The following is a 25,481-nucleotide window of genomic DNA, read 5'->3' on the forward strand; positions in this document are numbered from 1 at the left end:
CGAGAACCGTCCGGGAACCGCACAACCCCCGCGTGACCCGCCGCGGCGGCTCGCCGGGATCTGGCCGATGCCTGTCCTTCGCCGTGCTGGCAGGATGACGGCATGGAACGTGTGCTTGGAATCGGTGGATACTTCCTGCGGGCCGCGGACCCGGCGGCCCTGACCGCGTGGTACCGCGACGGCCTGGGTCTGGACATCGACGACCACGGGCTGTGGCACCAGCAGGCCGGGCCCACGGTCTTCGCGGCCTTCGAGTCAGGGACCGACTACTTCGGCTCCCGTACCCAGCAGACCATGCTCAACTTCCGGGTCCGCGACCTGGACGCCATGCTCGCGCAGCTCCGCGCCGCGGGAGCGGACGTGGCCGAGGAGACGCAGGACATGGACGGCATCGGCCGGTTCGGCTGGGTCACCGACCCCGAGGGCAACCGGATCGAGCTGTGGCAGCCCGCCTGACCGCGCCGGCCCGGTGACGTGGCCCCGGCCGGTGTCAGTGGTGGTGACCGTGCCGGCCGAGGGTCTCCACGGGGGTCGCGCCGGGGCGGGTCCACTGCGGCACGGGGCGGCTGGTCGGGCCCCAGGTGGCGTTCCCGTCCGCGTCCGAGCGCCAGGACCAGCAGGCGCTGTCCCCTTTGGGCCGGCCCTCGGGGTTGTCCTCCCATGCCTCGCCGCGGCCGTAGGGCGTCATGTCGAGCAGGCCGAGGGAGCCGTTGACCCGCTCGTTGCCACGTCCCGTGGTGGAGTAGGTGAGGAAGACGCGGTCGCCGTCCCGCAGGTAGCTGGTGAGGTAACCCATGGGCCCGCCGGCCGGTCCCTCCACGTCGCGCACCGAGTACCAGGGCTGGGTGTAGCCCATGAACTCGACGTAGGGGGCCACCTCGTCCCACCGGCCGGTGGTCAGGACGCCGTACGACACACCGCGGGCGTTGAGGTAGGAGGCGTCCTGGAGGTGCCAGGCCGTGGTGGTGCAGCCCTCGCACTGCCCCTGGTGCGGCGCGCCGTCGTGCCACATGTGCTTGTAGACCACGAGCTCGTCGCGGCCCTGGAACAGGTCCACGAACGGCACCGGGCCGTCGGGTCCGACGACCTCGGCCGTCCCGTCGAACTCCACCATCGGCAGCCGGCGGCGGGCCGCGGCGATCGCGTCGCCCTCCCGGGTGTGCGCCTTCTCGCGGACCAGCAACTCGTCACGGGCGGCCTGCCAGGCGGCCAGGTCGACCACGGGCGGGCGGCCGGGCAGCGCGGTGATCGGTTCGTCGGGCGTGGGCGTCATGGTGTCCTCCGTGGAGTCCGGCGCCGGGCAGCGTCGTACGACGTGTGACCGACGTCCTGGGACGGTCACCGGAACAGACTCCGGCCCCGGCCGGAACTCATCGCTGCCGGGAGACTCCGGCACACCGTGGACGGGGTGGTGGGAGCAGGTGGTCTGTCGGAGCGCGTACGGGGCATGCGTACGGTGAGGGCCGATCGGCGCGCTGCGGGCGGTGGACATCCTGGCACGGTGTCCCGGCGCAGGCGGCCGGACGGCGCCGCGAACCTGTTGCCGGACGAGGAGGTCTGCCTGTGGCCGAGTATCCCCACCCCCCTGCCGCGCCGCCGGCCGACGAGGCCGAAGCCGAGGCGCAGCGGGCCCTGGACGAGCGCAACAGGCGGCTGGCGCGTGCCGGTGTGGCCCGCGCCGAAGCGCTGTTGCTGACGTACTACCGGCTCTCCTCGCGCGAGGAGTCGTTCGAGCTGCTGCGCGACACGTCCCAGCGGTTCAACCTCAAACTGCACACCCTGGCCGCGGCCGTCGTCCGGCTTCCGGTCCCCGAGACGACGGCCCCGCGATGGGTCGCGGACCGTCCGCACGGAGGCCCTCCCCCGCTGCCCGCCCTGGACCTGAACGGAACTCCGAAGGGCCAGGGGGAGGTCCTCGATGCCGCGCTGCGGCGCACCCTGCGCATCACGGGGACCCGGATGGGCAATGTGCAGCTGGTGGAGAACCGGCTGCTGCGCATGGTGCGGCACACCGGGCTGAACCGGCAGTTCACCGACTACTTCACCTTCGTCGACAGCGGAACCACCTCGTGCGCGCAGGCGGCCGAGGAGGCACGGCAGGTCACCGTGAAGGACGTCGGCTCCTGCGACACCTTCGACGAGCGCTCCCGGCAGGTGATCCTGCGGGCCGGCAGCCGCGCCTGCCACAGTGTCCCCCTGGTCAGCCCGAGAGGAGCCGTGGTCGGCATGATCTCCACCCACCACGAACACCCGCTGCACGAGCTGGCGCCGGCCCAGCTGGCCGCACTGGAGCAACTCGGCGGCGAGGTGGGCCGCTGGCTGCTCTGGCACCACAACACCGTGGTGGTCGACGCCCTGAACCATCTCCACGCCCGGGCCGCCCACCGACCCTGACCCCGGCTGCTGCCCGCCGCGGGCGCCGAGGGGTGAGAGCATCCGTCCCATGGATGATGCGGGCGGCCGTACGGCTCGGTGGTGGGCGGCGCTGCGTCGGACCCCGGTGGCCGTCTGGAACGACGACGTCACGGACTGGGCCGCCGCGCTGACCTACTACGCGGTCCTGGCCCTGTTCCCCGTGCTGCTGGTCATCCTCTCGGTCCTGGGGCTGACCATCCCCACGGCCAAGCCGGAGGTCATCGACCGCATCACGCAGGCCGCCCCGCTGGCCTCCCGTGCCCTGCTGCGCGGCACCCTGCGGCAGATGGCCGGACAGCCGTCGGCGGCCTGGACGCTGATCTTCCTGGGCGGGGCGGCAGCGCTGTGGTCGGGATCCAGCTATCTGGGCGTCTTCCGTCGGGCGCTGCACGCCATGCACCGGACCAGCTCGCACCGGCCGCTCTGGCGGACCGCGCCCCGCATCATCACCACAGCCCTGGTCCTGATCCTGCTGCTTCTCATCTCCGTCCTGGCGCTGTTCCTCACCGGCAGCCTGGCCGACTTCCTGGGCCGGGCGCTGGATCTCGGTACCGGGCCGCAGGCCGCCTGGCACGCGCTCCGGTGGCCGCTGGTGGTCGTGGTCGCCGTCGTCACGGTGCTCGTCCTGTACCACTCGGGCCCCGAGTCCTCCCGTCCCGTCCGGAAGATGGCGCCGGGCGGTGTGCTGGCGGTGGTCCTCCTGCTGGCCGTCTCGCTGGGCTGCACCGTCTACACCTCCCATGTCGGCAGCTACCACCGGCTGTACGGTTCGCTGGGAGGCGTCGTGATCTTCCTGGTCTGGCTGTGGCTGTCCAACCTGGCGCTGCTGACCGGCGCCCAGTTCAACGCGGAACTGGCGAGGACCGCTCAGGAGGAGTGAGCCGGGTCTGCCGACGTGCCCGTGTTCCAGTCCAGGCGCAGGACGGCGAGGTCATCGGTGTGCCGGTCCGCGTTGAGGGCGCGGGTGCGGGCGATGAGCCGGTCCAGGTGGGTGCCGGGATCGGGCGTGCGCAGGGTGTCGATGATGCCGAGCAGGCCGTCCACTCCGAGCCGGGCGCCGGAACCGTCCGCGAAGCCCTCGATGAGTCCGTCGGTGTAGGCGATGAGCGCTCCGTCGGCGGGCAGCGCCAGCGTGGTGGCGGGCCAGTCGCCCACTCCGGGTGCGATGCCCAGCGCGATTCCGTGGGCGGCGGTGACCTGCCGGGTGCCGTCGGGGGTGACGATCAGGGGTTCGTGGTGGCCGGCCAGGTGCAGGGTGAGGGTGGCGGTCCGCGGGTCCAGGGTGATGAGGGAGCAGGTGGTGAACAGGTCGCTGCCGGCGCGTTCGGCGATGTGTATCTGTTCCAGCAGGTGCAGCAGGTGCTGGGCGCGGTGGCCGCCGAGGGTGAGCGCGCGCCAGGCGATGCGCAGGCAGACCCCGAGCGCGGCGGCGTCCGGGCCGTGCCCGCTGACGTCTCCGATGATCGCGTGGACCTGGCCGTCGTCGGTCTGGACGACGTCGAGGAAGTCACCGCCCAGCAGGGCCTGGGCCCGTCCGGGGTAGTAGCGGCTGGAGGCGGTGACGGCGGTCGAGGACAGCAGTGGTTCGGGCAGCAGCCCGCGTTCCAGGCGGGCGTTCTCCTCGGCGCGCAGCCGCCCGAGCTGGAGGGCGGCGTTGGCGAGTTCGGCCTGCTTGCGCTGGACGGCGTAGCGGACGGCGCGCTGCATCAGGTCGGGGTCGACCTTGCCCTTGACGAGGTAGTCCTGGGCGCCGGCGGCGAGGGACTCGACTCCGGCGCGGGGTTCGTCCAGGCCGGTCAGGACGATGATCGCGGCGTGGGTGCCGGCCTGGATGGTCTGGATCATCTCCACCCCGGAGGCGTCCGGCAGATGCAGGTCGAGCAGGACGCAGTCGACGGGACCGGCGGCGAGTGCGAGGTGGGCTTCGGCGGCGGTGTGGCACCGCGTCAGGGTGTGCGGCAGATCGGTGTCGTGGAGCAGTTCCTCGACCAGGAGGGCGTCTCCGTCGTCGTCCTCCACCAGCAGGACGTCGTACCGCCCGGCGTGCTGCTCGCCGCGGCCTGCGGACGGACCGGTCACGACTGTCTCTCTCTGTCCGGGACGGCCGTCGCGGCCGCGGGGGCGGTAGGGGCGGGCAGGGCGGGAAGGGTGAAGACGACGCGGGTGCCCGGCCGGTTGCCGGGGTCGATCGAGATGGTGCCGCCGTGGAACTCCACGACCTTCTTGCACATCGCCAGGCCGATGCCGGTGCCCGGATAGGCGTCCCTGGTGTGCAGCCGCTGGAAGATGACGAAGACCTTCTCCTGGTACTCCGGCGCGATCCCGATGCCGTTGTCGCGGACCTCGAACTCCCAGCTCCCCTCGGCCGGTATCGCACCGATGTGGATCCGCGGCGGCCGGTCGGGGTGGCGGAACTTGATCGCGTTGGACAGCAGGTTCTGCAGCAGCATGCCCAGCTGGGTCGCGTCCCCGAGCACGGTGGGCAGCGGGTCGTGGGTGATCTCGGTGCCGGTCTCCTCGACGCGCACGCTGAGGTCGTCCAGAGTCGTGCTCAGCGCCTCCTCCAGGTCCACGGTCCGTTGCTCGTTGTGGACGCGGCCGACCCGGGAGAAGGCGAGCAGGTCGTTGATGAGGTTCTGCATGCGGTTGGCGCCGTCGACGGCGAAGGCGATGTACTGGTCGGCCTTGTCGTCCAGCTGCCCCCCGTACCGCCGTTGCAGGAGCTGGGTGAAGCTGGAGACCTTGCGCAGTGGTTCCTGGAGGTCGTGCGAGGCGACGTAGGCGAACTGCTCCAGTTCCGTGTTCGACCGCTTCAGGTCCTCCGCCTGCTCGTCCAGCAGCCCGCGGGTCTCCTCGCTGAACCGCAGCTCCGCCACCAGGCGCAGGCGCATCGACTCGACGTCGGCGGCGAGCCGTCGCAGGTCCGCGGGGCCGGTGCCGTCGAGGGACCGGTCGAAACGGCCCTGCGCCACGTCACGGGCGGCCGAGCCGAGCCTGCTGAGGGGCGTGGTGACGCCGCGCCGCAGCCCCTCGAAGACGAGTCCGGCCACCAGCACGATGACGACCGCGATGACGGCGAACATCCAGTTCCGCAGGGTCACCGCCTGCCGCAGCTGGCGGGTGGCCGACGCCCGCTCCTGCTCCAGGTGGGCCTGTTGACGTGTCATCGCGCGCCGCAGGGAGTCGAACGCGGTCTTGCCCTCGTCGGCGCGTGCCGTGGTGATCCGCGCGGCCTCCTCGGGGGAGGCCGCCGAGACGGGCCGCGCGATGCGCTCCTGCCAGGTCCCGGCGAGTTTCTCCACGTCGGCCAGGTCGGCACGGGCCTGGCCGTCGTCGCTGAGCAGCGGCCGCAGCCGTTTCAGCGCCGCCTGCTCGCTCGCCACGCCCTGTGCGTAGGGCTGCAGGAAGTCCCGTTGGCCGGACAGGCCGTAGCCGCGGATGCCGGTCTCCTGGTTGACCAGCGCCTCCTCGACCCGCATCGACTCGATCAGGGCGGGGGACCGCCGGTCCACCAGCGCGGCCGTGATCCCCGAGGTCCGCCACATGGCCCAGCCGCCCAGCGACCCCAGCACCGCCAGGACGACCAGGGTGCCCGCCACGCCCACCCGCAGCCAGCGCCGGGTCGTCCAGCCGGCGAACGCGCCCACGGCGCCTGACGGCTTGCTTGTCATCGCGGTGGACTGCTCCCTCGGCCGGCCGTCCGGGCCGCACCTCGGCGCGCGGCAAGCACACTGTACTCGGGGCCCGACAACGCATGTTGTCCCTTTCTGGATCAACGCCCTAGGGTGATGCCATGCCCGCTCCCCCTCCTCCTCCCGGTCCCGCGAGTGGGGATACGGACGTGCTGATGACCCAGGTGGTGGACGAACTCACCCGGCTGCTCACGCAGGACACCGCCCGCCGCCCGGCAGACCCCGTCGACACGGTGGGCGAGGCCCGCCGGCATGCTCTGCTGCGGTTGCGGGTGCTCGCCGGTGTCAAGGAGACCGTCCGGCACCTGGAGGACCAGGCCGCCCATGCCGCCGCGGAGAGCGGCGCCGGCTACCCGGAGATCGGCCGGGCCGTGAGCATGAGCCGCCAAGGGGCCCGGCGCCGCTGGCCCGGGCTGATCACGAACAGCACAGACCACTCGAACCGCCGCCCCACACCCCGGAGCTCCTGAATCATGGCTGCCGCCGCAATCCGCCCGTACGACGTGCTGCTGGTCGAGGACGACGTCGCCGACGCGATGCTCATCCAGGACGCCCTCGCCGAACGCGGTACGCGCAATCTCACCCAGGTCTCCGACGGCATCGAGGCCCTCGACTACCTGCGCGACCCGGACAACGAGCGCCCCGACCTCATCGTGCTCGACCTCAACATGCCCCGGATGAACGGGCGCGAGTTCCTCGCGGTGGTGAAGGAGGACGCGGAGCTGCGCACCATTCCGGTCGTCGTACTGACCACGTCCGTCGCTCCCGACGACGTGACCGGCGCGTACCACCACCACGCCAACGCCTATGTCACCAAGCCCGTCAACCTCGCGGAGTTCGAGACGGCGGTGCGCAGCATCGACACCTTCTACCTCGACATCGCCGTCAAGCCCCCCAAGGCGTAGGGGCGGCATCCGATCGGGGGAATGTGGGCCCGCGCACGGCACACCGATCCCGGGTAAGGGGAGGAGGGTGAGCATGGCCGTTACCGCACAGATCGACAGCACGCACCCGGTCGCGACGCTCATCAACGTCTTCACGGTCTCCCCCGACCGCCAGAGCGAGCTTCTCACCCTGCTCGCCCGGGCCACCGAGGAGACGATGAAGCACCAGCCGGGCTTCGTCTGCGCCAACTTCCACGCCTCCCAGGACGGCGAACGCGTCGTCAACTACGCGCAGTGGGAGTCCGAGGAGCACTATCGCGCGATGCTCGCCAACCCGGAGGCCCGCGTCCACATGGACGAGGCGGCGACGATCGCGACCGACGTGCAGCCGCGCCTGTTCCGGGTGCGGTCGACACACGGCACGGGCGCGCGCTGACCGAACCGCGGGAATCCCGGGCCCGACCGGGGGATCCCTCCCCCGCGGCGGTCCTGGGGGCGGTGGCCGCGGGCCGTGTCAGGTGCCGCGGTCTCCCGGTCGCCGCGGGGGCTGTCCGTAGGTGGCGCGGTGGACGCGGCGGAAGTGGCTGGGGTCGGCGAACTGCCAGCGGGCCGCGACCTCGGCGACGGTGTACGGGCTGCCGGGACGGTCGAGTTCACGGCGGGCGCCTTCGAGCCGCCGGCGGCGCACATAGGCCATGAGGGACTCGCCGTCGGCGAAGGCACGGTGCAGGGTGCGGACGGAGACGTTCAGCGAGCGGGCGATGCCGGCCGGGGTCAGGTCCGGGTCCCGCAGCCGGCGGTCGGCGTAGGCCGTGGCCGCGGCGCGCAGGGTCCCCGGCGGCACCGCGGAGGACGCGTGGGTCCGGATGAGCCCGGTCAGCAGCATCGCCAGCGCCGCGCCGGCCGCGCGGGTGCCCTCGGGGCCGAGCTGCTTCGCGAGGGACCAGGCGGCGTCGAGATGGGCGAGCAGCAGCCGGGACTCCGGGGCGGTGGCGGGGGCGACGGTGATCGCCGGCAGCCGGGCCCTGTGCAGATGGCCGAGCAGCTCGGCCCTGGGCACGATGATCACCCGGCAGTCGGTGGGCGCCGTGTACGCGAACTGCCAGAAGGTGTGCAGGTCGCGGACGCAGAGGGTGCCCGGGACCAGGTCGGTGCGGCGGCCGCCGTCCTCGATGCGCAGGCCTCCGCTTCTGATGATGTGGACGGCGACGAGGTCGGCCCGGCCGTCGCCGCTGCCCGATATGCCCTCGATGGGGTCGCTGAACTGCCGGCTGACGACGGCCTCGCCGACCAGGCGGCGTTCGACGCGGGTGCGGTGGACGCCGGCGGTACGGTCGGCGGGCAGCCGCAGCTGCCCTACGTGGGCTATGTGGCCGAACCGGCGCCGCCACTGCTCGTGCAGCAGGTCCTGCCGGTGCGGATGGTGCAGCGGAACGTCGATGGACGCCCGGTGCAGCCATCCCGCCGTGTCGGTGGCCCGTGTCCCTGTCACGCATGTCCCCCCGTCGTGGCACCGGTGTTCCTTCCGGCGCCCGCCCAGCGCTTCCTATTCTGCTGCCGACGCGACGAGCCCCTTCCGGCCGGTGCCGGTCGCCCACGCCGTCGTGTCCGTCACCGATTCCCGCACCCGAGTGGAGCCCTGCCGTGAACCAGCCCCTGCTCTCCCCCTCGTCCAGCGATGAGGCCGGCGTCCGCGCCGAGTTGACGGAGGCGGCCGGAAAGCTCGTACCCATTCTCGCCGGGCAGGCCGAGGAGAGCGAGCGGCTGCGCAGGCTGTCGGACGACACGGCGCACGCCCTGCGCGAGGCCGGGATGTTCCGCCTCGGCACTCCCCGCGCCTTCGGCGGCTTCGGGGCCGGGGTGCGCACCTGCATGGCGGTGACGGCCGAGCTGGCCCGCGGCGACGCCTCCGCCGGCTGGGTCGCGATGGTCTACACCGGGGGCAGTCTCGTCGCCTCGATGGCGGACGACCGGGCCCGTGACGAGGTCTGGGGCCGGGACCGCGATGCCGCGGTCGCCGCGGCACTGACCCCGTCGGGTTCCGCGGTCGCAGACGAGGCCGGCGATCTCGTCGTATCGGGCCGCTGGGGCTGGGCCTCGGGCATCGGCCACGCCCGCTGGGTGGCTCTGGCGATCGCGCCGGGCGCCGCGGACCAGCCGCCGTCGATCGCCCTGGTGCCGGTCGGGGAGGTCACGGTCGAGGACACCTGGCACGTGGCCGGCATGGCGGGCACCGGCAGCAACACCGTCGTGGCCGACCGGGTGCGGGTGCCGGCCCACCGGACGCTGAACATGGGCGCCGTCCTGGCCGGCGCGTACGCCACCCGGCACGAGGGCGAGCCCCGGAACGCCGTCGCGGTCGCCTCGATGCTCGCCCTCACGGTCGTCGCGCCCATGCTCGGTATGGCGCAGGCGGCCCTGGACCTGACCCTCGCGACCGCGGCCCGCAAGCCGATGTCCCTGACCGTCTACGAGCGCCTCGCCGACTCGCCGAGCGTCCAGCTCGCCGTCGCCGACGCCGCGTCCCTCGTCGACACCGCCCGGCTGCACGCCCACCGGGCCGCCGACGACCTCGACCGCGGCGCCGCCGAGGCCAGGCAGCTCACGGTCGAGGAGCGGGCCCGGGTCCGGATGGACACGGCCGTCGCCGCGATCCGCAGCCGCGAGGCGGTGGACCGTCTGGTCTCCGTGTCCGGCGCGAGCACCTTCGCGCTCGCCAATCCGCTCCAGCGGATCTGGCGCGACCTGGGCACGGCCTCCCGCCACGGTGTGGTCAATCCCGACCTGGGCCGGGAGATCTACGGCCGCAGCCTGCTGGGCATCGCCGAACAGCCCACCTTCATCATCTGACGCCCGGCGCCGGGACGAGCGGCCCGCGGCCGGCAGGACGCTCGCCCGGAGCCGCCGCCGGCCCCGCCGTGAAACGTCCGCCGACCGTCACGGGCACCTGCGGAGTCCTGCCCCGACGGGCTCCGGTGGCACCTCTTACGGACTCGTGACGTGCGGGCGCGGTCGCGTGGTCCGGTGGCGGCGCGGGCCTAGCGTGGCCGTATGCGTGTACTGGTCACCGGCGGTGCCGGGTTCATCGGGTCCCATGTCGTCGAGGCGCTGGCGGCGCGCGGGCACGAGGCGGTCGTGTTCGACGTGCGCGACGATCCGGGCGCCGACGTGCGCAATCCGGCGGCGGTCGGGCGGGCGCTCGCGGGCATGGACGCGGTCTGCCATCAGGCCGCGATGGTCGGGCTGGGGGTGGGGTTCGGGGATGCCGCGGAGTACGTCTCCCGCAATGATCTCGGTACGGCCGTGCTGCTCGCCGCGATGGCCGAGACGGGGGTACGGCACCTCGTGCTGGCCGGGTCGATGGTCGTGTACGGGGAGGGCCGGTACGAGTGTCCGCGCCATGGTGTCGTACGGCCGGGGCCGCGTGCGGTCTCCGATCTGGAGGCCGGGCGGTTCGAGCCGCACTGCCCCGAGTGCGGTGCCCGGCTGGCGCCCGGGCTGGTCGCCGAGGACGCGCCGGTCGATCCGCGCAACGTGTACGCCACCACCAAGCTGGCCCAGGAGCATCTGGCCGCCGCCTGGGCCCGGTCGACGGGCGGGTCGGCGGTGTCGCTGCGCTACCACAACGTGTACGGGCCCCGGATGCCCCGCGACACCCCCTACGCGGGCGTGGCCTCCTTCTTCCGTTCGGCGCTCGCCCGGGGTGAGGCGCCCCGCGTCTTCGAGGACGGGCGGCAGCGCCGGGACTTCGTGCACGTCCGGGACGTGGCCGCCGCCAACGCGGTCGCCCTGGAGGCACGGCCGGCCCCGGGTGCGCTGACCGTGTACAACACCGGCAGCGGCGAGCCGCACACCGTCGGCGAGATGGCCGGCGCCCTGGCCGAGGCCCACGGCGGGCCGATGCCGGTGGTCACCGGGGAGTTCCGGCTCGGGGACGTACGGCACATCACCGCCGACTCCTCGCGGCTGCGGGCCGAGCTGGGCTGGAAGGCCGAGGTCGGGTTCGCGGAGGGGATGCGGGAGTTCGCGCGGGCGCAGTGAGCGCGGCGTGGGTCACGGCGCCGCCGGCAGCGTGACCTCGAAGCGGCAGCCGCCCGGGATGTTGTGTACGGTGGCCCGCCCCTGGTGGGCCTCCACGATCCCGCGCACGATGGCGAGGCCGAGTCCCGCTCCGGCGGGAGGCGTCCGGGCGTGGCTGCCGCGCCAGCCGGTGTCGAAGACGCGCGGCAGGTCCTCCTCGGGGATGCCGCCGCAGCCGTCCGTGACGGACAGGACGACACCCTCGGGACCGCGCTCGGCGGCGACCGCGACCGTGCCGTCGGGGGGCGTGCGGCGGATGGCGTTCACCAGCAGGTTGCCCAGCACCCGGCTCATCTCCTTGCCGTCCACCTCGACGGGCACCGGCTCCACCCGGTCGCCGATCAGCCGTACGCCCTGCTCGCGGGCGAGCGGGTCGGCGCCCGCGAGGGCGTCGCCGACGAGGTCGTACAGCGACATCCGGCTCGGGCTCAGCGCGAGCGTCCCGGCGTGGATGCGGGAGAGCTCGAAGAGGTCACCGACCATGTCGTTGAGGCGTTCGACCTCGGTGCGGATCTGCTTCAGATAGCGGTCCGGGTCGGTGGCGACGCCGTCCTCCAGCGCCTCCGACATGGCGCGCAGACCGGCCAGCGGGGTGCGCAGGTCGTGCGAGATCCAGGCGACCAGCTCCCGGCGCGAGGTCTCCAGCGCGCGTTCCCGCTCCCGGGATTCGGCGAGCTTCGCGCTGGTGGCCGCCAGCTCGCGGCTCACCTCGGCCAGTTCCGCGGTGGCCGGGACCGCGGGCGCGGCGAAGTCGCCCTCCTCGCCGAACGAGCGGGCCGCGAGGGCGAGTTCACGGCTGCGGGCGCCGACCCAGCGGCCCAGTATCAGCGCGCTGGCGAGCGAGACCGCGGCGGCCATCGCGACCACCGTCGTCACCACCGACAGGTCGTGCGAGGAGAGGAACATCGCCCAGGCGACGGCCAGGGTGCCGGCGAGCATCGCGACCACGCCGACGGCGGCGACCACGGCGATGGACAGGGTGAGCGAGCGGCGCCGGAGCAGGCGCAGCGCGGCCGCTCCGGCGAGCCCGGTGAGGGCGGCGCCTGCCAGGGCGTACAGGGCGATCAGCAGGGTGTCGCGCATGTCAGTCCATCTCCTGCTCGTCGGCGTCGGGGTCGAAGCGGTAGCCGACGCCCCACACCGTCTGGATCAGCCGCGGCCGGGCCGGGTCGTCCTCGACCTTGGCGCGCAGCCGGCGGACATGGACGGTGACGGTGGACAGGTCACCGAAGTCCCAGCCCCACACCTCGCGCATCAGGTCCTCCCTGCCGAACGCCCGCCCCGGGTGCCGCAGGAAGAAGGCGAGGAGGTCGAACTCGCGCAGGGTGAGGGCGAGTTCGATGCCGTTCTTGGTGGCGCGGCGGGCGTTCGGATCGAGGGTGACCCCGGCGGTGGAGAGGGAGTGCGCGGCGGGCGCGGGGCGGGCGCGGCGCAGCACCGACTCCACCCGCAGCACCAGTTCGCGGGGGCTGAAGGGCTTGGTGACGTAGTCGTCGGCGCCGACCTCCAGGCCCAGGATCCGGTCGTCCTCGTCGCCGCGCGCGGTGAGCATGATGACCGGGACGGGGGCGTGGCCACGCAGTCGCCGGCAGACCTCCAGGCCGTCCATGCCGGGCAGCATCAGGTCGAGCACCACCAGGTCCGGCCAGTGGGCGGTGGCGCGGGTCAGCGCGGTGGGGCCGTCGCCGGCGTGGTCGACCAGGTAACCGGCGCGGTCGAGATACCCGGTGACGACCTCGGCGACGGTCGGATCGTCGTCGACGACCAGGACCCGGGCGGCGGCGGGGGCGGCCCGGTCCTCGGTGAGCTCGTACGGCTGCTGCATGCACCCACCCTCGCACCGGGCCGTCGCGGGTGTCGCGCCCGAGGGCGGGCACGGGGTGCGACGTCCGTGTTTCGTAAGAAACCGGGGAGGTGGGCCGCCGGTTCCGACGTCCGCGTTTCGTAAGGAGCCGACGCCCGATATGTCCGGTTCACGTTCGTAGGGTGACACCGTGACCACCTCACCAACCTCCCCGACGACGGACGTGGACGTCGTCCTCCCCTGTCTGAACGAAGCCGAGGCCCTGCCCTGGGTGCTCGGCCGGATCCCGGCGGGCTGGCGGGCCCTCGTGGTGGACAACGGCTCCACGGACGGCTCGGCGGACATCGCCCGGGCGCTCGGCGCGACCGTCGTCCACGAGGCGCGGCGCGGCTTCGGCGCGGCGTGCCATGCGGGGCTGACCGCCGCGACCGCCGGCATCGTCTGCTTCTGCGACTGCGACGCCTCGCTCGATCCGGGGCTCCTCGTGCCGTTCGTGCGGGAAGTCCAGGACGGCGAGGCGGACTTGGTGCTCGGCCGGCGGCGGCCGCAGGGCCGGGGGGCGTGGCCGGCACATGCCCGGGCCGGGAACCTGGCGCTGGCGCGGATGCTGCGGCGCCGTACCGGGCTGCGGCTGCACGACCTCGGTCCGCTGCGGGCGGCGCGCCGTGAACCGCTGCTCGCGCTGTCCCTCGACGACCGGCGCAGCGGCTATCCGCTCCAGATGGTGGTGCGGGCGGCGGACGCGGGCTGGCGGATCACCGAACACGATGTGGCGTACCTGCCGCGCACCGGTGTCTCGAAGGTCACCGGAACCTGGCGGGGCACTTGGCAGGCGGTGCGGGACATGAGCCGGGTGCTGAAGGAGCAGCCTCGGGTGCGGGCCGGTGGGGGCTGATCGCGCAGTTCCCCGCGCCCCTTACGGGGCGCTTCACCCGCCGCGTCCTACCAGCCAAGGAACCCCCACATGACCACCCTCCTCGTGATCGCCAAAGAACCCCTCCCCGGCAGGGTCAAGACGCGGCTCACCCCGCCGTTCTCGCCCGAGCAGGCCGCCGCGCTCGCCGAGGCCTCCCTCGCCGACACCCTGCACGCCGTGGCCCGGACCCCCGCCACCCGCCGGGTCCTGGTACTCGACGGAAACCCCGGCCCCTGGCTGCCGCCCGGCTTCGACGTCGTACCGCAGTGCGCGGGCGGCCTCGACGCGCGTCTCGCCGACGCCTTCGCCCGCTGCTCCGGCCCGGCCCTCCTCATCGGCATGGACACCCCCCAGGTCACCCCGGCCCTGCTCACCGTGGACTTCGCGGACTGCGACGCGTACTTCGGTCCCGCCGAGGACGGCGGGTTCTGGGCGCTGGGGCTGGCCGACCCGGACCCCGCACTGCTGCGCGGGGTGCCGATGTCCACCGTGGAGACCGGCGCGGTCCAGCGGCGACGGCTCGTCGCCGCCGGGCTGCGGGTCGAGGACCTGCCGCGGCTGCGGGACGTGGACACCGCCGCGGACGCCGCCGCCGTCGCCGCCCTCGCCCCGCACGGCCGCTTCGCCGCCCGCCTGGCCCGGTGCACGGCGCACAGCGGGACGGGCCGCCGATGACCACCTCACCGCCCCTCGCCTGGACCGGCGCCGACCCCTACGCCGCCGCGCTGCGTACCGGCCGGGGCCCGCTGTTCCTGCGCCGCACCGACGGGTGGCTGCTGCCGCTGGACGTCGAGCGCTGGTGCGCACGGGCCGACCCGGTCGACCGGGAGGTCCTGGACCGCTGCGAGGGAGCCGTCCTCGACGTCGGCTGCGGCCCCGGGCGGCTCGTCGCCGAACTTGCCGCCCGGGGCCGTACCGTCCTCGGGATCGACGTCAGCGCGGCCGCCGTCGACCACACCGTGCGCCTGGGCGGCCAGGCGCTGCGCCGCTCGGTCTTCGAGCCGCTGCCCGGCGAGGGCCGCTGGGGCACCGTCCTGCTGATGGACGGCAACGTCGGGATCGGCGGCGACCCGCGCGACCTGCTGGGCCGGGTGGCCGAACTCCTCGCTCCCGGCGGCCTGCTGATCGCCGAGACCGCTCCGGTGGACGTCGACGAACGCGCGCATGTCCACCTCACCGACGCCCATGAGGCGGTCGGCGCCCCCTTCCTCTGGGCGCGGCTCGGCACCGCGGCCCTGCTGGAGTACGCGTGGGGCTGGGAGCGGGCCGGTCAGTGGGCGGCCGGCGGGCGGCGTTTCGTCGCCCTGCGCAGCCGATACACCAGCAGCAGCGCCGAGCCGCCGAAGAGCACGGCGGTGATCAGCAGCCAGCGGGCCAGGTAGCCGTCCGAGGACAGGCCGGTGGCCGTCCGGTAGTGCCCGGCCACCATCCCGCTGATCAGCGGGAACCACACCAGCAGGAGCAGCGCGGAGAGCGCGGCCGGGACGCGGACGTACATCGCCCTCCCCGACGGCCCCGAGGGCGCGGGCGGTACCCCCACCCGGCGCCCGGCGGCGCCCAGCCCGCGTACCGCGGCGCGGTCGGCCAGCGAGTACAGCGGCAGCAGGACGAGGTCGTGCAGCAGGGCCGCCCCCACCACCCAGAGCGTCACCCCGAGCCAGTCGCCGGACAGCAGCCGTACGCCGGCATAGGCGGCGAGCGCGAACGAGCAGGCCAGCAGGAGGAGTTGGAGCGGGCTGCCGAGCGGGAGGCGCAGCCGCCGCAGCAGGGCACCGGCGGGCAGGGGCGAGCGCATCACAGGTCTCCGAAGGTCATCCGGGCCACCCACTTGGTGTTGAGCACACCGGGCGCGGCGGGCACGATCACGCGCGCCGGGTAGCCGTGGTCGGGGGACAGGTCCTCGCCGTTCACCTGGAGGGCGAGCAGGGAGCGCGGGTCGGCGACCTGGTTGGCGCGCAGGGCCGCGCGGCGGAAGGCGCCGTGCAGCTGGATCGACTCGACGAGCACGTCCGGCGGGTCGCCGTCGTAGCCGACGAGTGCCGCGAGGTCGCGCAGCCGCACCCCGCGCCACCACTGGTCGGCGGTCGACCACCCCTCGACGCAGGCGATGGGCAGCGCGGCGCTGTGCAGGGGCAGTCGGAGGAGTTCGGTACGGCTGAGGCGGACCGTCCGGCCGTCGCGTCCGGTGACGACCAGCCGCCAGGCCTCCGCGCCGGTCTCCTTGGCGTCGATCCCGGCGTACGCGGCGGTCTTGTTGATCTGGAAGCCGTTCGGCCCGCTGCCGGGGTCGGCTCCGCCGTGCGGCGCGAGCAGGGCGGTGCGCCGCAGCGCGCCCCCGATGCTCTGTCCGGCCGTGGTGACGAGCAGCAGCAGGGACGCCCCGCCGACGAACCACAGCGCTCCGCGCCGGGAGACGGTGGGCGTGTCCGGCCGCGGTGCCGCCAACTCGGCCTCGTCCCGGCGCCGTCGGCGAACGGCCCGGAGCGCCGTCGGTGTCTTCAGCGCGGCATGCGCGAGGAACGCGGCGAAGAACACCCAGGCGCCGTAGAAGTGCAGGGGGTAGAAGGAGCCGGGGAAGACGTAGTCGAGCTGGACGTTGAGGACGCCGGTCGTGAACTCGAAGAGGCCGCCGCCGACCAGCAGCAGCAGCGAGATCCGCTCCAGCGCGTGGGTGAGCGAGCGGGCCGGGGGCAGCGTGAACAGCTTGGGCACCACCGACCACAGCTTGGCGAGCAGGACCGGGATCAGGGTGACGCCGAGGGTGACGTGCAGGCCCTGGGTGAGCCGGTAGAGCCAGGACGGGTCCGTCGGCCACGAGAACAGGTAGAAGCCGAGGATGCCCTTGTCCGGGGTCTGGTCGTTCACCGGGGCCAGGTTCGGGTTGTAGGCGGCGTACGACACCAGTCCGGTCACGAACAGCACGGTGATGCCGGCGAGCAGCACGAGGCCGAGCACCGAGGTGAACCACGTGCCGCGCAGCGGGCTGCGCCAGAAGCCGGGTGAAGTGGGAAGCCGTGGGTCGTCGTGTCGCATGGTCCGACCGTAGGCCGGACAAACCCCGGGAACGGGTGCGCGACCCATGACGAAAGTCTGACGTCAGCCGCCTGATCCACTCTTTCGCCCGGTCGCCGACCTAGCGTTCCGGTGTGACCCGCGCTCCCCACCGTGATCGCCCCGCCGATCTGTACGCCGTCCTCGCCGCCGTCCTGCTGGTGCTCGTCGCCGTCCTGGTCGGCCGGCACCTCCAGGACACCTACCGCGTCCTGTTCGTGCACTGGCCGCCGCTGTTCGCCGACTGGGACCCGCACGTGGGCCCGGGCACTCCGGCCGCCGTACTGGTCGCGGCCGTGGTGGTGGCGTACGGGCCGGCCCTGGCGGTGCGGCTGCCCTGGCGCGGGCTGCTCGCCGCGGCCTGGGGCGCCTGTCTGGCCTGGATCTGGTCGCTGGCGCTGGTCGACGGCTGGCAGCGGGGCGTGGCCGGCCGGCTCACCAGCCCGAACGAGTACCTCACGGTCATCGGCCGCTTCCACGACATTCCGGCGACCCTGCGCGACTTCACCCACCACATCGTGAGCGGGACCCCGGCGCCCTGGCCCGCCCACATCGCCGGGCATCCGCCGGCGGCCACCCTCACCTTCGTCCTCCTCGACCGGGCCGGGCTGCACGGCGGCGGCTGGGCGGGCGTCTGGTGCATCACCGTCGGGTCCACGGCCTGTGTCGCCGTGCTGGTCGCGGTGCGGGCGCTGGCGGGCGAGCGGCTCGCCCGGCGGGCCGCGCCCTTCCTGGTGCTGGCCCCGGCCGCGGTGTGGGTGGGCGCGTCGGCCGACGGGTACTTCGCGGCGGTGGCCGCCTGGGCGGTGGCGCTGCTGGCACTGGCGGTGACCGGACGGTCCGTGGGGTGGGCGGCGGGCGCGGGACTGCTGTACGGCCTGACCTGCTATCTGTCGTACGGCCTGACGCTCTTCGCGCTGATCGGGGCGGCGGTGCTGGTGCTCGGCCGGCGCCGGGTCCGGGCCCGGCCGGTGGTCCTCGCCCTGCTGGTGGCGGGGGCGGCGGTCGTCCCGGTCGTGTTCACGCTCGCCGGGTTCGACTGGTGGGAGGGGTACCGGCTGCTGGTCACCCGCTACTACCAGGGAGTCGGCGGCACCCGCCCGTACGGCTACTGGGTGTGGGCCAACCTGGCCTGCACGGTGATCATCACCGGCCTGGCGACGGTGGCGGGGCTGCGGCGGGCGGGCGCCACGCTCGTCCACCGCCGTACGGCGGGCTCCGCACCGACCCGCCTCGCCTTCCTGGTGGCGGTCGCGCTGCTCGCGCTGCTGGTCGCCGACGTGTCCGGGATGAGCAAGGCGGAGACGGAGCGCATCTGGCTGCCGTTCGCGATGTGGCTGCTCCCGGCCTGCGCGTTCCTGCCCCGGCCGCGCGCCTGGCTGACGGCACAGGCGCTGCTCGCGCTGCTGCTGAACCATCTGCTGTTCACCGGCTGGTGACACCTCAGCGCGGGAGCGGGAGCGCGGACGGGTGGGAGAGCGGGAGCGCGGACGGGTGGGAGAGCGGGAGCGGTACGGGTGAGGTGCAGGTGAGGTGCAGGTGAGGTGCGGATGCGGGGCGGCGCTGTGGCCCGCCGCGGCGACACGGCTGCGCGAGGCCTGACGGGCGGACCTGGGGGGCGGCTGCGGACCTGGGGGGGGCGGCTTACGGACGGATGCCCTTCCGCTCACAGTGGGCACGCACTGTCTGGGCGGGGCAAGTCTGTGGTCCGGCACATCGACCGCCGGCCGTGACACCCGTCATCCTGGACACCGTATGCGAGCAGGGCGGCCGGGAGAGGACTCGGCGGACAAAGTGCCACGGAATTCCACTCCCGCAATTTCCGGAGTGCGGCGCATTCATGCACCGGGGCAGTTTGTCGACCCTTCGACGGCATTCCGAAGACTTCCCTCGCCGATTACAGGGAAGTCCCCACGGAGCGGCATACCCCTCCACCGTGGACCGTGAATGAATCTTCAGTCAATCTGCTCAGCCTGTCAAGTCATGGCTGCCACCTGGCCCTTCACGTGAGCGACCGACCCATCAGGGACGCATGCCTCGACCACCCGGTTCCACCGGAACACACCATGAACCGGTTAATTCTCGCGACCCGGCGACTTCCGGGCCACATTGGCCAGATTATTGCGCACGCAAGGACATCGCACACCGGAGAGACTTGACAGATCCGGGATGTCATCGAGAAGAATCGAGCGGTCGAAGACATTCCGCAATTCAACGGCTTACGCCGCTTGACACCGGAGAGGAGAGACCGATGGCAGGCGCCACCTCGCGCAGTGCCGCACCCGCAGCACCGGCCGGCCCCCGCACGGCGGAGCCGACCGCGCTCACCCCCCTCTCCGCGCGGCCACACCCCGCCCCCGACGCCCTCGGGGACGACCAGCGCCGCGGCCGGTCCCCGGCCCGGGCCACGGACGGCACCGACACGGTCCGGCTGGCGGTCCACGCGGCCGACCCGATCACCCGTTCCGCGCTGGTGAGCTACGTCCGGCGGCAGCCCGGCCTGACGCTGACCGGCTGGGGCACACCCGCCGACATCGTCGTCGCGACCCTGCAGAACCCGGACGCCCGCGCGCTCACGCAGCTGCGGCAGGAGATCGAGGGCGCCGCCAGACTCGTCGTGATCGCCGACGGCGAGTGGTCGGTCGACCCGTACGTCGCGCTGGACGCGGGCGTGCGCGCGGTGTTGTTCCGCCCGGCGTTCACCTGGGAGCGGTTCGGCGAGGCGCTGCAGGAGGTGCGGGCCGGTCACGGCGATCTACCGGCGGTCCTGCAGGGCCAGCTGATGGACCAGATGGCGAGGACCCACCAGGAGGTGCTCGCACCCAACGGCCTCACCCCCGGCGGGCTCACCCTGCGCGAGGCGGAGGTCCTGCAACTGGTCGCCGAGGGAGACGAGTTACAGCACATCGGAGAGAAGCTCGGCTACTCGGAACGGACCATCAAGAACGTGCTCTACGGAATGATCAAGCGGCACCGGCTGCGCAACCGCGCCCACGCGGTGGCCTACGCGATCCGGAGCGGCCAGATATGACCGCCCCCCGCCGGCCCCGCTCGCTGCCCGGGCACGGCGTCGGCCGTCGTACCGCGTGGTATCGCCCGTCGCCCGGACTCGCCGGTGACCGCCGTGCCGCACGCGGTCCGCGCCGCCGCCCGAACGCGCCGACGGGACCGGGCCGTTGAGCACCGACTCGGTGCGACGGGGACCGCGCGCCGAGGGCCCGTCGATGCCGGAGGGCCAGGTGGAGCTGGCCGAGCCGCCCGCGCTCGGCGAACCCCCGCAGGCCGACCTCGGCTCCGCCCTGATGTACCTGCCGATGGGCCTGGGCACGGGCGCGATGATGCTGATGTTCTCGCAGGGCCGGCCGGGCCCCACCACGTACCTGATGTCAGGGCTGATGGGCGGGTCGATGGCCAGCATGACGCTGACCCAGCTGGGCCGGGCCGGCAGCGACCGGCGGCGCAGGATGCGCGCGGAACGCCGCGACTACCTGCGCTACCTGGGACAGAAGCGCGCCCAGGCCCGGCAGGCCGCGGCCGAGCAGCGCGCCGCCCTGCTGTGGGACAACCCGCCGCCCGGCCGGCTGTGGACGTGGGCGCCGGGCGAGCGGCTGTGGGAACGCCGCCCGGGCCACGACGACTTCGCCCGGGTGCGGATCGGCACCGGCACCCGGCGGGCGGCGCTGGAGTTCCTGCCGCCGGGGACCCGGCCGGTGGAGGACCTGGAGCCGCTGTCGGCGGTGTCGCTGCGCCGTTTCACCCGGGCCCACCAGCGGGTTCCGCACCTGCCGGTGCCCGTGGGGCTGCGTGCCTTCACCAGCGTGGAGTTCGCCGGCTCCGGCGTCGAGGCACTGGCCCTGATGCGGGCGATGGTGGGTCAGCTGGCCGTGCTGCACTCCCCCGACGACCTGCGGATCGCCCTGCTGGGCGGAGAGCTGGCCGCCGCGGAGTGGGAGTGGCTGAAGTGGCTGCCGCACAACGCCCACCCGGAGGACTCGGACGCGGCCGGCCCGCTGCGGCTGGCCGCCGACGACCACGACGGGCTGCTGGACCTGCTCGGCGCCGAGGTCCGCGACCGTCCCGACCACGACCCGGACGCGCCGCCCAGCACCGCCGAGCCGTTCGTGGTGGTCATCGCCCAGGACATCCGTATCCCCGAGGCGTCCCGGCTGCTGACCACGGGTATCCGCAACGTGGTCCTGCTGGACGCGACCGGCGCCATGCCCGGCGGTGCGAAGGTGCTGCGGCTGACCGTGCGCGACGGCCGGGCCGAGTACCCGGCGGGCAACGACACCGCCCGGGTGACGGCCGACGCGCTGAGCGGGCCGGCCGCCGAGGTGCTGGCCCGTCGGCTGGCGCCGCTGCGGACCGGCGGGGTCATCGACCTGGTGGACCGGTCGCTGGACTCGGACTTCGAACTGACCACCCTGCTGGGCGTGCGCGACCCGCACACCTTCGACGTGGCCGGGCTGTGGCGGCCGCGCCAGTTGCAGGCGGCCCGGCTGAAGGTGCCGCTCGGTGTCACCGAGGACGGCGAGGTGGTCGAGCTCGATCTGAAGGAGTCCGCGCAGGGCGGGATGGGCCCGCACGGGCTGCTGATCGGCGCGACCGGCTCCGGCAAGAGCGAACTGCTGCGCACGCTCGTCATGGGCCTGGCCGCCACCCACTCCTCGGAGGTGCTCAACCTGGTCCTGGTGGACTTCAAGGGCGGTGCCACCTTCCTGAACATGGAGCGGCTGCCGCACACCTCGGCGGTGATCACCAACCTCGCCGACGAGGTCCACCTGGTCGACCGGATGCGGGACTCGATCAACGGGGAGATGGTGCGCCGCCAGGAACTGCTGCGCGCCGCCGGCCACTCCTCGCTCTTCGAGTACGAGAAGGCCAGGCTGTCCGGCGCCGCCGGGCTCACCCCGCTGCCGTCGCTCGTCATCATCGTCGACGAGTTCTCCGAACTCCTGGCCAGCAAGCCCGAGTTCGTCGACCTCTTCGTGTCCATCGGGCGGCTGGGGCGCAGCCTCGGGGTGCATCTGCTGCTGGCCTCGCAGCGGCTGGACGAGAGCCGTATCCACAAGGTCGAGGGCCATCTGTCGTACCGGCTCGCCCTGCGCACCTTCTCCGCCATGGAGTCCCGCGCCGTCATCGGGGTGACCTCGGCGTACGAGCTGCCGTCCGCGCCCGGCAACGGCTATCTGAAGGTCGACATCTCCAATCTGGCCCGGTTCAAGGCCGCCTACGTCTCCGGTCCCGCGCCGGCCCCCGCCGCCCCGGGCGAGACGGCGGTGCGGGCGGCCGGGCCGGCGGCCGAGGTCGCGCTGTTCGGTCTCGGCCGGCTCGGCCCGGTCCGGCCACCGGAGCCGGTCGCGGCGCCGGCCCTGGCGTCGGCCGACGAGGACCGGGCGGAGCACGACGCGAGCGAGGAGAGTCTGCTCGACCTGCTGGTGCGCCGGCTGGAGGACAGCGGGCCGCCGGCCCGGCAGGTGTGGCTGCCGCCGCTGACCGACCCGGCCGGCCTGGACGACCTGCTGCCCGGCATCGTGCCCGACCCGGTGCGCGGCATGACCGCCGCCGGCCATGACGCTCCCCCGCTGACCCGGGTGCCGCTGGGCATGGTGGACCGCCCGTACGAACAGGCCCGGGAACTGCTCGTGGCGGACCTCTCCGGGCCCGACGGCCACGTCGGCCTGGTGGGCGCGCCGCAGACCGGCAAGTCGACGCTGCTGCGCACCCTGATGCTGTCCCTGGCGCTCACCCACACCCCGGAGCAGGTGCAGTTCTACTGCCTGGACTTCGGCGGCGGCCTGGTCTCCACCGGCGGTCTGCCGCACGTCGGCTCGATCGCCGGCCGGGTCGACCGCGACCGGGTGCACCGGACCGTCGCCGAACTGACCCAGCTCCTCGAGCGCCGTGAGCAGGAGTTCGCCGCCCAGGGCGTGGAGTCGATGGCCGCGTACCGGGCACGGCGCGCCGCCGGTCAGGCCGAGGACCCGTACGGCGACGTGTTCCTGATGGTCGACGGCTGGGCGACGCTGCGCTCGGAGTACGAGGACCTGGAGCCGGTCGTCATCGACCTGGCCGCGCGCGGCCTGTCCTTCGGGGTGCACGTGGTCGCCTCCGCGGTGCGCTGGTCGGAGATCCGGCCCCGGCTGCGGGACCTGCTGGGCACCAAGCTGGAGCTGCGGCTGGGTGACTCGATGGAGTCCGAGGTGGGCAGCCGGATCGCCGCCACGGTGCCGCACCGGCCGGGCCGCGGCCTGGTCTCCTCCGGCCACCACTTCCTGTCGGCGCTGCCCCGGATCGACGGCATGGCGAGCGTCGACGACCTGACGGCGGCGACCAAGTCCGCGGTCGCCGAGATCGACACCTTCTGGACCGGCCGCCGGGCCCCGGAGGTACGGCTGCTGCCCACGCGGCTGCCGGCCGGCCGGCTGCCGAACCCGCCGACGGACGCCGCCGAACTGCGCATGTGCCTCGGTGTGGACGAACTGCGCCTGGAACCCGCCTGGCACGACTTCGGCGCCTCGCCGCACCTGATGGTGCTGGGCGACAACGAGACCGGCAAGACGAACCTGCTGCGCCTCGCCATCCGCGCCGTCACCGCCCGCTACACCCCCGACGAGGCCCGCATCCTGACCGCGGACCCCGGCCGCGGGCTGCTCCGGGACATCCCCGAGGCCTACCGGGTCGGCTACGCCGTCGACTCCGACGGGCTCGGCGAACTGGCCAAGTCCGCGGCCGTGTCGGTCGGTCAGCGACTGCCGGGGGCGGACATCAGCCCCGAACAGCTGGCCCGCCGCGACTGGTGGCACGGGCCGCGGCTGTTCGTGGTGATGGACGACTACGACCTGTTCGGCGGGATGCCCGGTGCCCCCTCGCCGACGGCACCGCTGGTGCCGCTGCTGGCGCAGGGCCTGCACATCGGCCTGCACCTGGTGGTCGCCCGCAGTGCGTCGGGGGCCGGCCGGGCCATGATGGACCCGCTGCTGCGCCGCATGTGGGAGCTGGGCAACCCGGCGCTGCTGTTCTCCTACCCCAAGGAAGAGGGCAAGTTCCTCGGCGAGGCCAAGCCCCGCACCCTGCCGCCCGGCCGGGCCCAGCTGGTCACCCGGCGTTCGGTCGGTCTGGTCCACACCGGCCTGGTCCCCCCGGCGTGATCCTCCGACGCGACCGCCCCGCCCGTCCGCCGCGCGACCGGCCCCCGGCACCGGGTCCCGGAACCGGGTTCCGCCCCCACACCGCACAGGAACACCATGACGACGTCAACGCCCCCGCTCCAGTCCTCGCCCCCCGATGTCTGCCGGCTCACCGTGGAGGGCCCGGCCGGGCGCGCCGATCTGGCGGTCCCGCTCACCATGCCGGTCGCCGCGCTGCTGCCCGTACTGCTGCGGCACGCCGGCCTGCCCGACGACGGCAGCCGGAACTGGGTGCTCCAGCGGATGGGCGACGAGCCGCTCGACCCCGACGGCACTCCGCAGACCCTGGGGCTGCGCCACGGTGAGGTGCTGTGGCTGCGGGCGGCGGAAGAGGCCCTGCCCGGGCTGCACTTCGACGACGTCGCCGACGGCGTGGCCCATGTCGTCAGCGGGCAGCGCGGACGCTGGACCCCGGCCGCCACCCGGGTCCTCGCCCTGACCGGGGCCGGGCTCGTGCTGCTGGTGCTCCTCGCGGATCTGCTGCGGCCCGGCCCCGGCGCGGCGAACGCGGTCGCCGCCGGTGCGGCGGCGCTGCTGCTGGCGGCCGGCTGCGTCGCCGCGGACCGGTACGGCACCCACCGGGCCACCGCCGTGCTGGCCGGCTCCGGCTCCCTCGCCCTCGGCGTCCTCGCGGGCCTCGCCTCCCGCCCCGGCGCGGGCGGCGGCTACCGTCCGGACTCCCCCGGCCTGCTGCTCGCCGCGCTCTGGGTGACCGTGCTCGCCGGCCTGCTGCTCGCGCTGCGGGCGCTGCCGGACGCGCTGCCGGGCACGGCCCTGCTCACCGCGGTGGGTGTCGCGGCGGCCTGCGGGCTGGGGGCCGTCGGCTGTTCGCCCTCCCAGGCGGTCGCCGTGGTGGCCGCCGCCCTGTTCGTCCTGGGCCGGATCGGCCCGCGTACGGCGCTGCGCCTGGCCCGGCTGCGGGCGCCCCAACTGCCGCACAACGCGGACGAGTTGCAGCAGGACATCGAGCCCCAGCCGGAGGAGCGGATCCGCGCCCGGACCAGGGTGGCCGGCGCCCTGCTGGACACGCTCGCCTGCACCACCGCCGTACTGTGCCTGGCCGCCTGGTGGCTGCTGGCCCAGCGCACCGACTGGGTCGGCTGGGTGCTGCCGCTGGTCTTCGGTACGGCGGTGGCGCTCCAGGCACGTGAACTGACCGGGATCACCCAGCGGGTGTCCACGACCGTGGCCGGTCTGGCCGGGCCGGTCGTGGTGCTGCTGGTCGACGTGGCACCGCACGGCACCGGGGCGCGCATGGCGACGGTGGCGGCGCTGCTGCTGACCGTGGGCGGACTGCTGCTGGCCGCCGAACGGCTGCCCGGACGCCGGCTGCTGCCGGTCTGGGGACAGCTCGGCGACATCACCGAGTGGGTCACCGCGATCGCCCTGCTGCCGCTGCTCTTCCAACTGCTCCACGCCTACGCGCGGTTCCGCTCCCTGGCCGGCTGA

General features: G+C 73.8%; 23 protein-coding genes. 15 read left to right on the forward strand and 8 right to left on the reverse strand.

Translation table 11 applies throughout. The features are described from left to right. Positions 1-102: 102 nt before the first annotated feature. Positions 103-456: a VOC family protein gene (locus ACFWXC_RS15375; RefSeq protein WP_384478788.1), complete on the forward strand. Its 354-nt coding sequence runs from the start codon at positions 103-105 to the stop codon at positions 454-456. Between the two features lie 34 nt (positions 457-490). Here the strand turns inward: ACFWXC_RS15375 and ACFWXC_RS15380 are convergent, their stop codons facing one another. Then, positions 491-1,273, reverse strand: a complete 783-nt coding sequence (locus tag ACFWXC_RS15380; protein ID WP_384478790.1) for a DUF899 family protein — start codon at positions 1,271-1,273, stop codon at positions 491-493. Between the two features lie 290 nt (positions 1,274-1,563). Between ACFWXC_RS15380 and ACFWXC_RS15385 the strand changes: the two genes are divergently transcribed. Both ACFWXC_RS15385 and ACFWXC_RS15390 read left to right on the forward strand, forming a co-directional pair. Next, positions 1,564-2,394, forward strand: coding sequence for an ANTAR domain-containing protein (locus ACFWXC_RS15385; protein WP_384478792.1), 831 nt, complete (start codon positions 1,564-1,566; stop codon positions 2,392-2,394). A gap of 49 nt (positions 2,395-2,443) precedes the next feature. Beyond that, positions 2,444-3,295, forward strand: coding sequence for a YihY/virulence factor BrkB family protein (locus tag ACFWXC_RS15390; protein ID WP_384478794.1), 852 nt, complete (start codon positions 2,444-2,446; stop codon positions 3,293-3,295). On the opposite strand, the gene ACFWXC_RS15395 is transcribed toward ACFWXC_RS15390, so the two are convergent. Next, positions 3,283-4,494: a PP2C family protein-serine/threonine phosphatase gene (locus tag ACFWXC_RS15395; protein ID WP_384478796.1), complete on the reverse strand. Its 1,212-nt coding sequence runs from the start codon at positions 4,492-4,494 to the stop codon at positions 3,283-3,285. The two genes, ACFWXC_RS15390 and ACFWXC_RS15395, sit on opposite strands and share 13 nt — an antisense overlap. After that, positions 4,491-6,086 (reverse strand): ATP-binding protein, encoded by a 1,596-nt coding sequence (locus ACFWXC_RS15400; protein ID WP_384478798.1) that lies wholly within the window; start codon positions 6,084-6,086, stop codon positions 4,491-4,493. The genes ACFWXC_RS15395 and ACFWXC_RS15400 overlap by 4 nt, the downstream gene beginning before the upstream one ends. Before the next feature lie 176 nt (positions 6,087-6,262). Between ACFWXC_RS15400 and ACFWXC_RS15405 the strand changes: the two genes are divergently transcribed. The 3 genes from ACFWXC_RS15405 (at position 6,263) to ACFWXC_RS15415 (ending at position 7,427) form a co-directional block, all read left to right on the forward strand. Continuing rightward, positions 6,263-6,577, forward strand: a complete 315-nt coding sequence (locus tag ACFWXC_RS15405) for a hypothetical protein (RefSeq protein WP_384478800.1) — start codon at positions 6,263-6,265, stop codon at positions 6,575-6,577. A gap of 3 nt (positions 6,578-6,580) precedes the next feature. Further along, positions 6,581-7,012 carry a response regulator gene (locus ACFWXC_RS15410; protein ID WP_384478802.1) on the forward strand — a complete coding sequence of 144 codons (432 nt, stop codon included), beginning with the start codon at positions 6,581-6,583 and terminating at the stop codon, positions 7,010-7,012. Between the two features lie 73 nt (positions 7,013-7,085). Beyond that, positions 7,086-7,427, forward strand: coding sequence for an antibiotic biosynthesis monooxygenase family protein (locus tag ACFWXC_RS15415; RefSeq protein ID WP_384478804.1), 342 nt, complete (start codon positions 7,086-7,088; stop codon positions 7,425-7,427). 78 nt (positions 7,428-7,505) lie between these two features. Here ACFWXC_RS15415 and ACFWXC_RS15420 read toward each other — a convergent pair whose 3' ends face one another. After that, the gene (locus tag ACFWXC_RS15420; protein ID WP_384478806.1) at positions 7,506-8,483 is read right to left on the reverse strand and encodes a helix-turn-helix domain-containing protein; all 978 of its coding nucleotides are present in this window, start codon (positions 8,481-8,483) and stop codon (positions 7,506-7,508) included. A 152-nt stretch (positions 8,484-8,635) separates the two neighbouring features. Here ACFWXC_RS15420 and ACFWXC_RS15425 point away from each other — a divergent pair, with 152 nt between their 5' ends. Continuing rightward, positions 8,636-9,841: an acyl-CoA dehydrogenase family protein gene (locus tag ACFWXC_RS15425; protein WP_384478808.1), complete on the forward strand. Its 1,206-nt coding sequence runs from the start codon at positions 8,636-8,638 to the stop codon at positions 9,839-9,841. A gap of 201 nt (positions 9,842-10,042) precedes the next feature. Further along, entirely contained in the window at positions 10,043-11,032 is a 990-nt protein-coding gene (locus ACFWXC_RS15430) for an NAD-dependent epimerase/dehydratase family protein (protein ID WP_384478810.1), read from the forward strand. Positions 11,033-11,044: 12 nt separating this feature from the next. Here the strand turns inward: ACFWXC_RS15430 and ACFWXC_RS15435 are convergent, their stop codons facing one another. Together ACFWXC_RS15435 and ACFWXC_RS15440 are read right to left on the reverse strand one after the other, a co-directional pair. Continuing rightward, positions 11,045-12,154 carry a sensor histidine kinase gene (locus tag ACFWXC_RS15435; RefSeq protein ID WP_384478811.1) on the reverse strand — a complete coding sequence of 370 codons (1,110 nt, stop codon included), beginning with the start codon at positions 12,152-12,154 and terminating at the stop codon, positions 11,045-11,047. Between the two features lies 1 nt (position 12,155). Then, complete coding sequence (locus ACFWXC_RS15440; protein ID WP_384478813.1) at positions 12,156-12,896, reverse strand: response regulator transcription factor; 741 nt, start codon at positions 12,894-12,896, stop codon at positions 12,156-12,158. Between the two features lie 169 nt (positions 12,897-13,065). Here ACFWXC_RS15440 and ACFWXC_RS15445 point away from each other — a divergent pair, with 169 nt between their 5' ends. The 3 genes from ACFWXC_RS15445 to ACFWXC_RS15455 all read left to right on the forward strand — a co-directional run bounded on the left by ACFWXC_RS15445 (position 13,066) and on the right by ACFWXC_RS15455 (position 15,173). Then, a complete protein-coding gene (locus ACFWXC_RS15445; RefSeq protein WP_384478814.1) occupies positions 13,066-13,770 on the forward strand; it encodes a glycosyltransferase family 2 protein in 705 nt (234 codons plus the stop codon). A gap of 69 nt (positions 13,771-13,839) precedes the next feature. After that, the gene (locus tag ACFWXC_RS15450) at positions 13,840-14,466 is read left to right on the forward strand and encodes a DUF2064 domain-containing protein (RefSeq protein WP_384478816.1); all 627 of its coding nucleotides are present in this window, start codon (positions 13,840-13,842) and stop codon (positions 14,464-14,466) included. Next, positions 14,463-15,173 carry a class I SAM-dependent methyltransferase gene (locus ACFWXC_RS15455; protein ID WP_384478818.1) on the forward strand — a complete coding sequence of 237 codons (711 nt, stop codon included), beginning with the start codon at positions 14,463-14,465 and terminating at the stop codon, positions 15,171-15,173. The genes ACFWXC_RS15450 and ACFWXC_RS15455 overlap by 4 nt, the downstream gene beginning before the upstream one ends. Here ACFWXC_RS15455 and ACFWXC_RS15460 read toward each other — a convergent pair. Together ACFWXC_RS15460 and ACFWXC_RS15465 are read right to left on the reverse strand one after the other, a co-directional pair. After that, a complete protein-coding gene (locus ACFWXC_RS15460) occupies positions 15,062-15,586 on the reverse strand; it encodes a hypothetical protein (RefSeq protein WP_384478820.1) in 525 nt (174 codons plus the stop codon). The genes ACFWXC_RS15455 and ACFWXC_RS15460 overlap by 112 nt on opposite strands. Beyond that, positions 15,586-16,824: a molybdopterin-dependent oxidoreductase gene (locus tag ACFWXC_RS15465; RefSeq protein ID WP_384478821.1), complete on the reverse strand. Its 1,239-nt coding sequence runs from the start codon at positions 16,822-16,824 to the stop codon at positions 15,586-15,588. Before ACFWXC_RS15465 ends, ACFWXC_RS15460 begins: the two co-directional genes overlap by 1 nt. A 113-nt stretch (positions 16,825-16,937) precedes the next feature. Here ACFWXC_RS15465 and ACFWXC_RS15470 point away from each other — a divergent pair, with 113 nt between their 5' ends. The 4 genes from ACFWXC_RS15470 to eccD all read left to right on the forward strand — a co-directional run bounded on the left by ACFWXC_RS15470 (position 16,938) and on the right by eccD (position 25,481). Then, positions 16,938-18,281, forward strand: a complete 1,344-nt coding sequence (locus ACFWXC_RS15470) for a hypothetical protein (protein WP_384478823.1) — start codon at positions 16,938-16,940, stop codon at positions 18,279-18,281. A gap of 812 nt (positions 18,282-19,093) precedes the next feature. Continuing rightward, on the forward strand, positions 19,094-19,873 hold the full coding sequence (locus ACFWXC_RS15475; RefSeq protein WP_384478824.1) for a response regulator transcription factor: 780 nt from the start codon (positions 19,094-19,096) through the stop codon (positions 19,871-19,873). 145 nt (positions 19,874-20,018) lie between these two features. Beyond that, on the forward strand, positions 20,019-23,993 hold the full coding sequence (gene eccCa / locus ACFWXC_RS15480; protein WP_384478826.1) for a type VII secretion protein EccCa: 3,975 nt from the start codon (positions 20,019-20,021) through the stop codon (positions 23,991-23,993). A gap of 96 nt (positions 23,994-24,089) precedes the next feature. Beyond that, positions 24,090-25,481, forward strand: coding sequence for a type VII secretion integral membrane protein EccD (gene eccD, locus ACFWXC_RS15485; protein WP_384478828.1), 1,392 nt, complete (start codon positions 24,090-24,092; stop codon positions 25,479-25,481).

This window comes from Streptomyces sp. NPDC058683, from assembly GCF_042716195.1.
Taxonomy (GTDB): Bacteria; Actinomycetota; Actinomycetes; order Streptomycetales; family Streptomycetaceae; genus Streptomyces.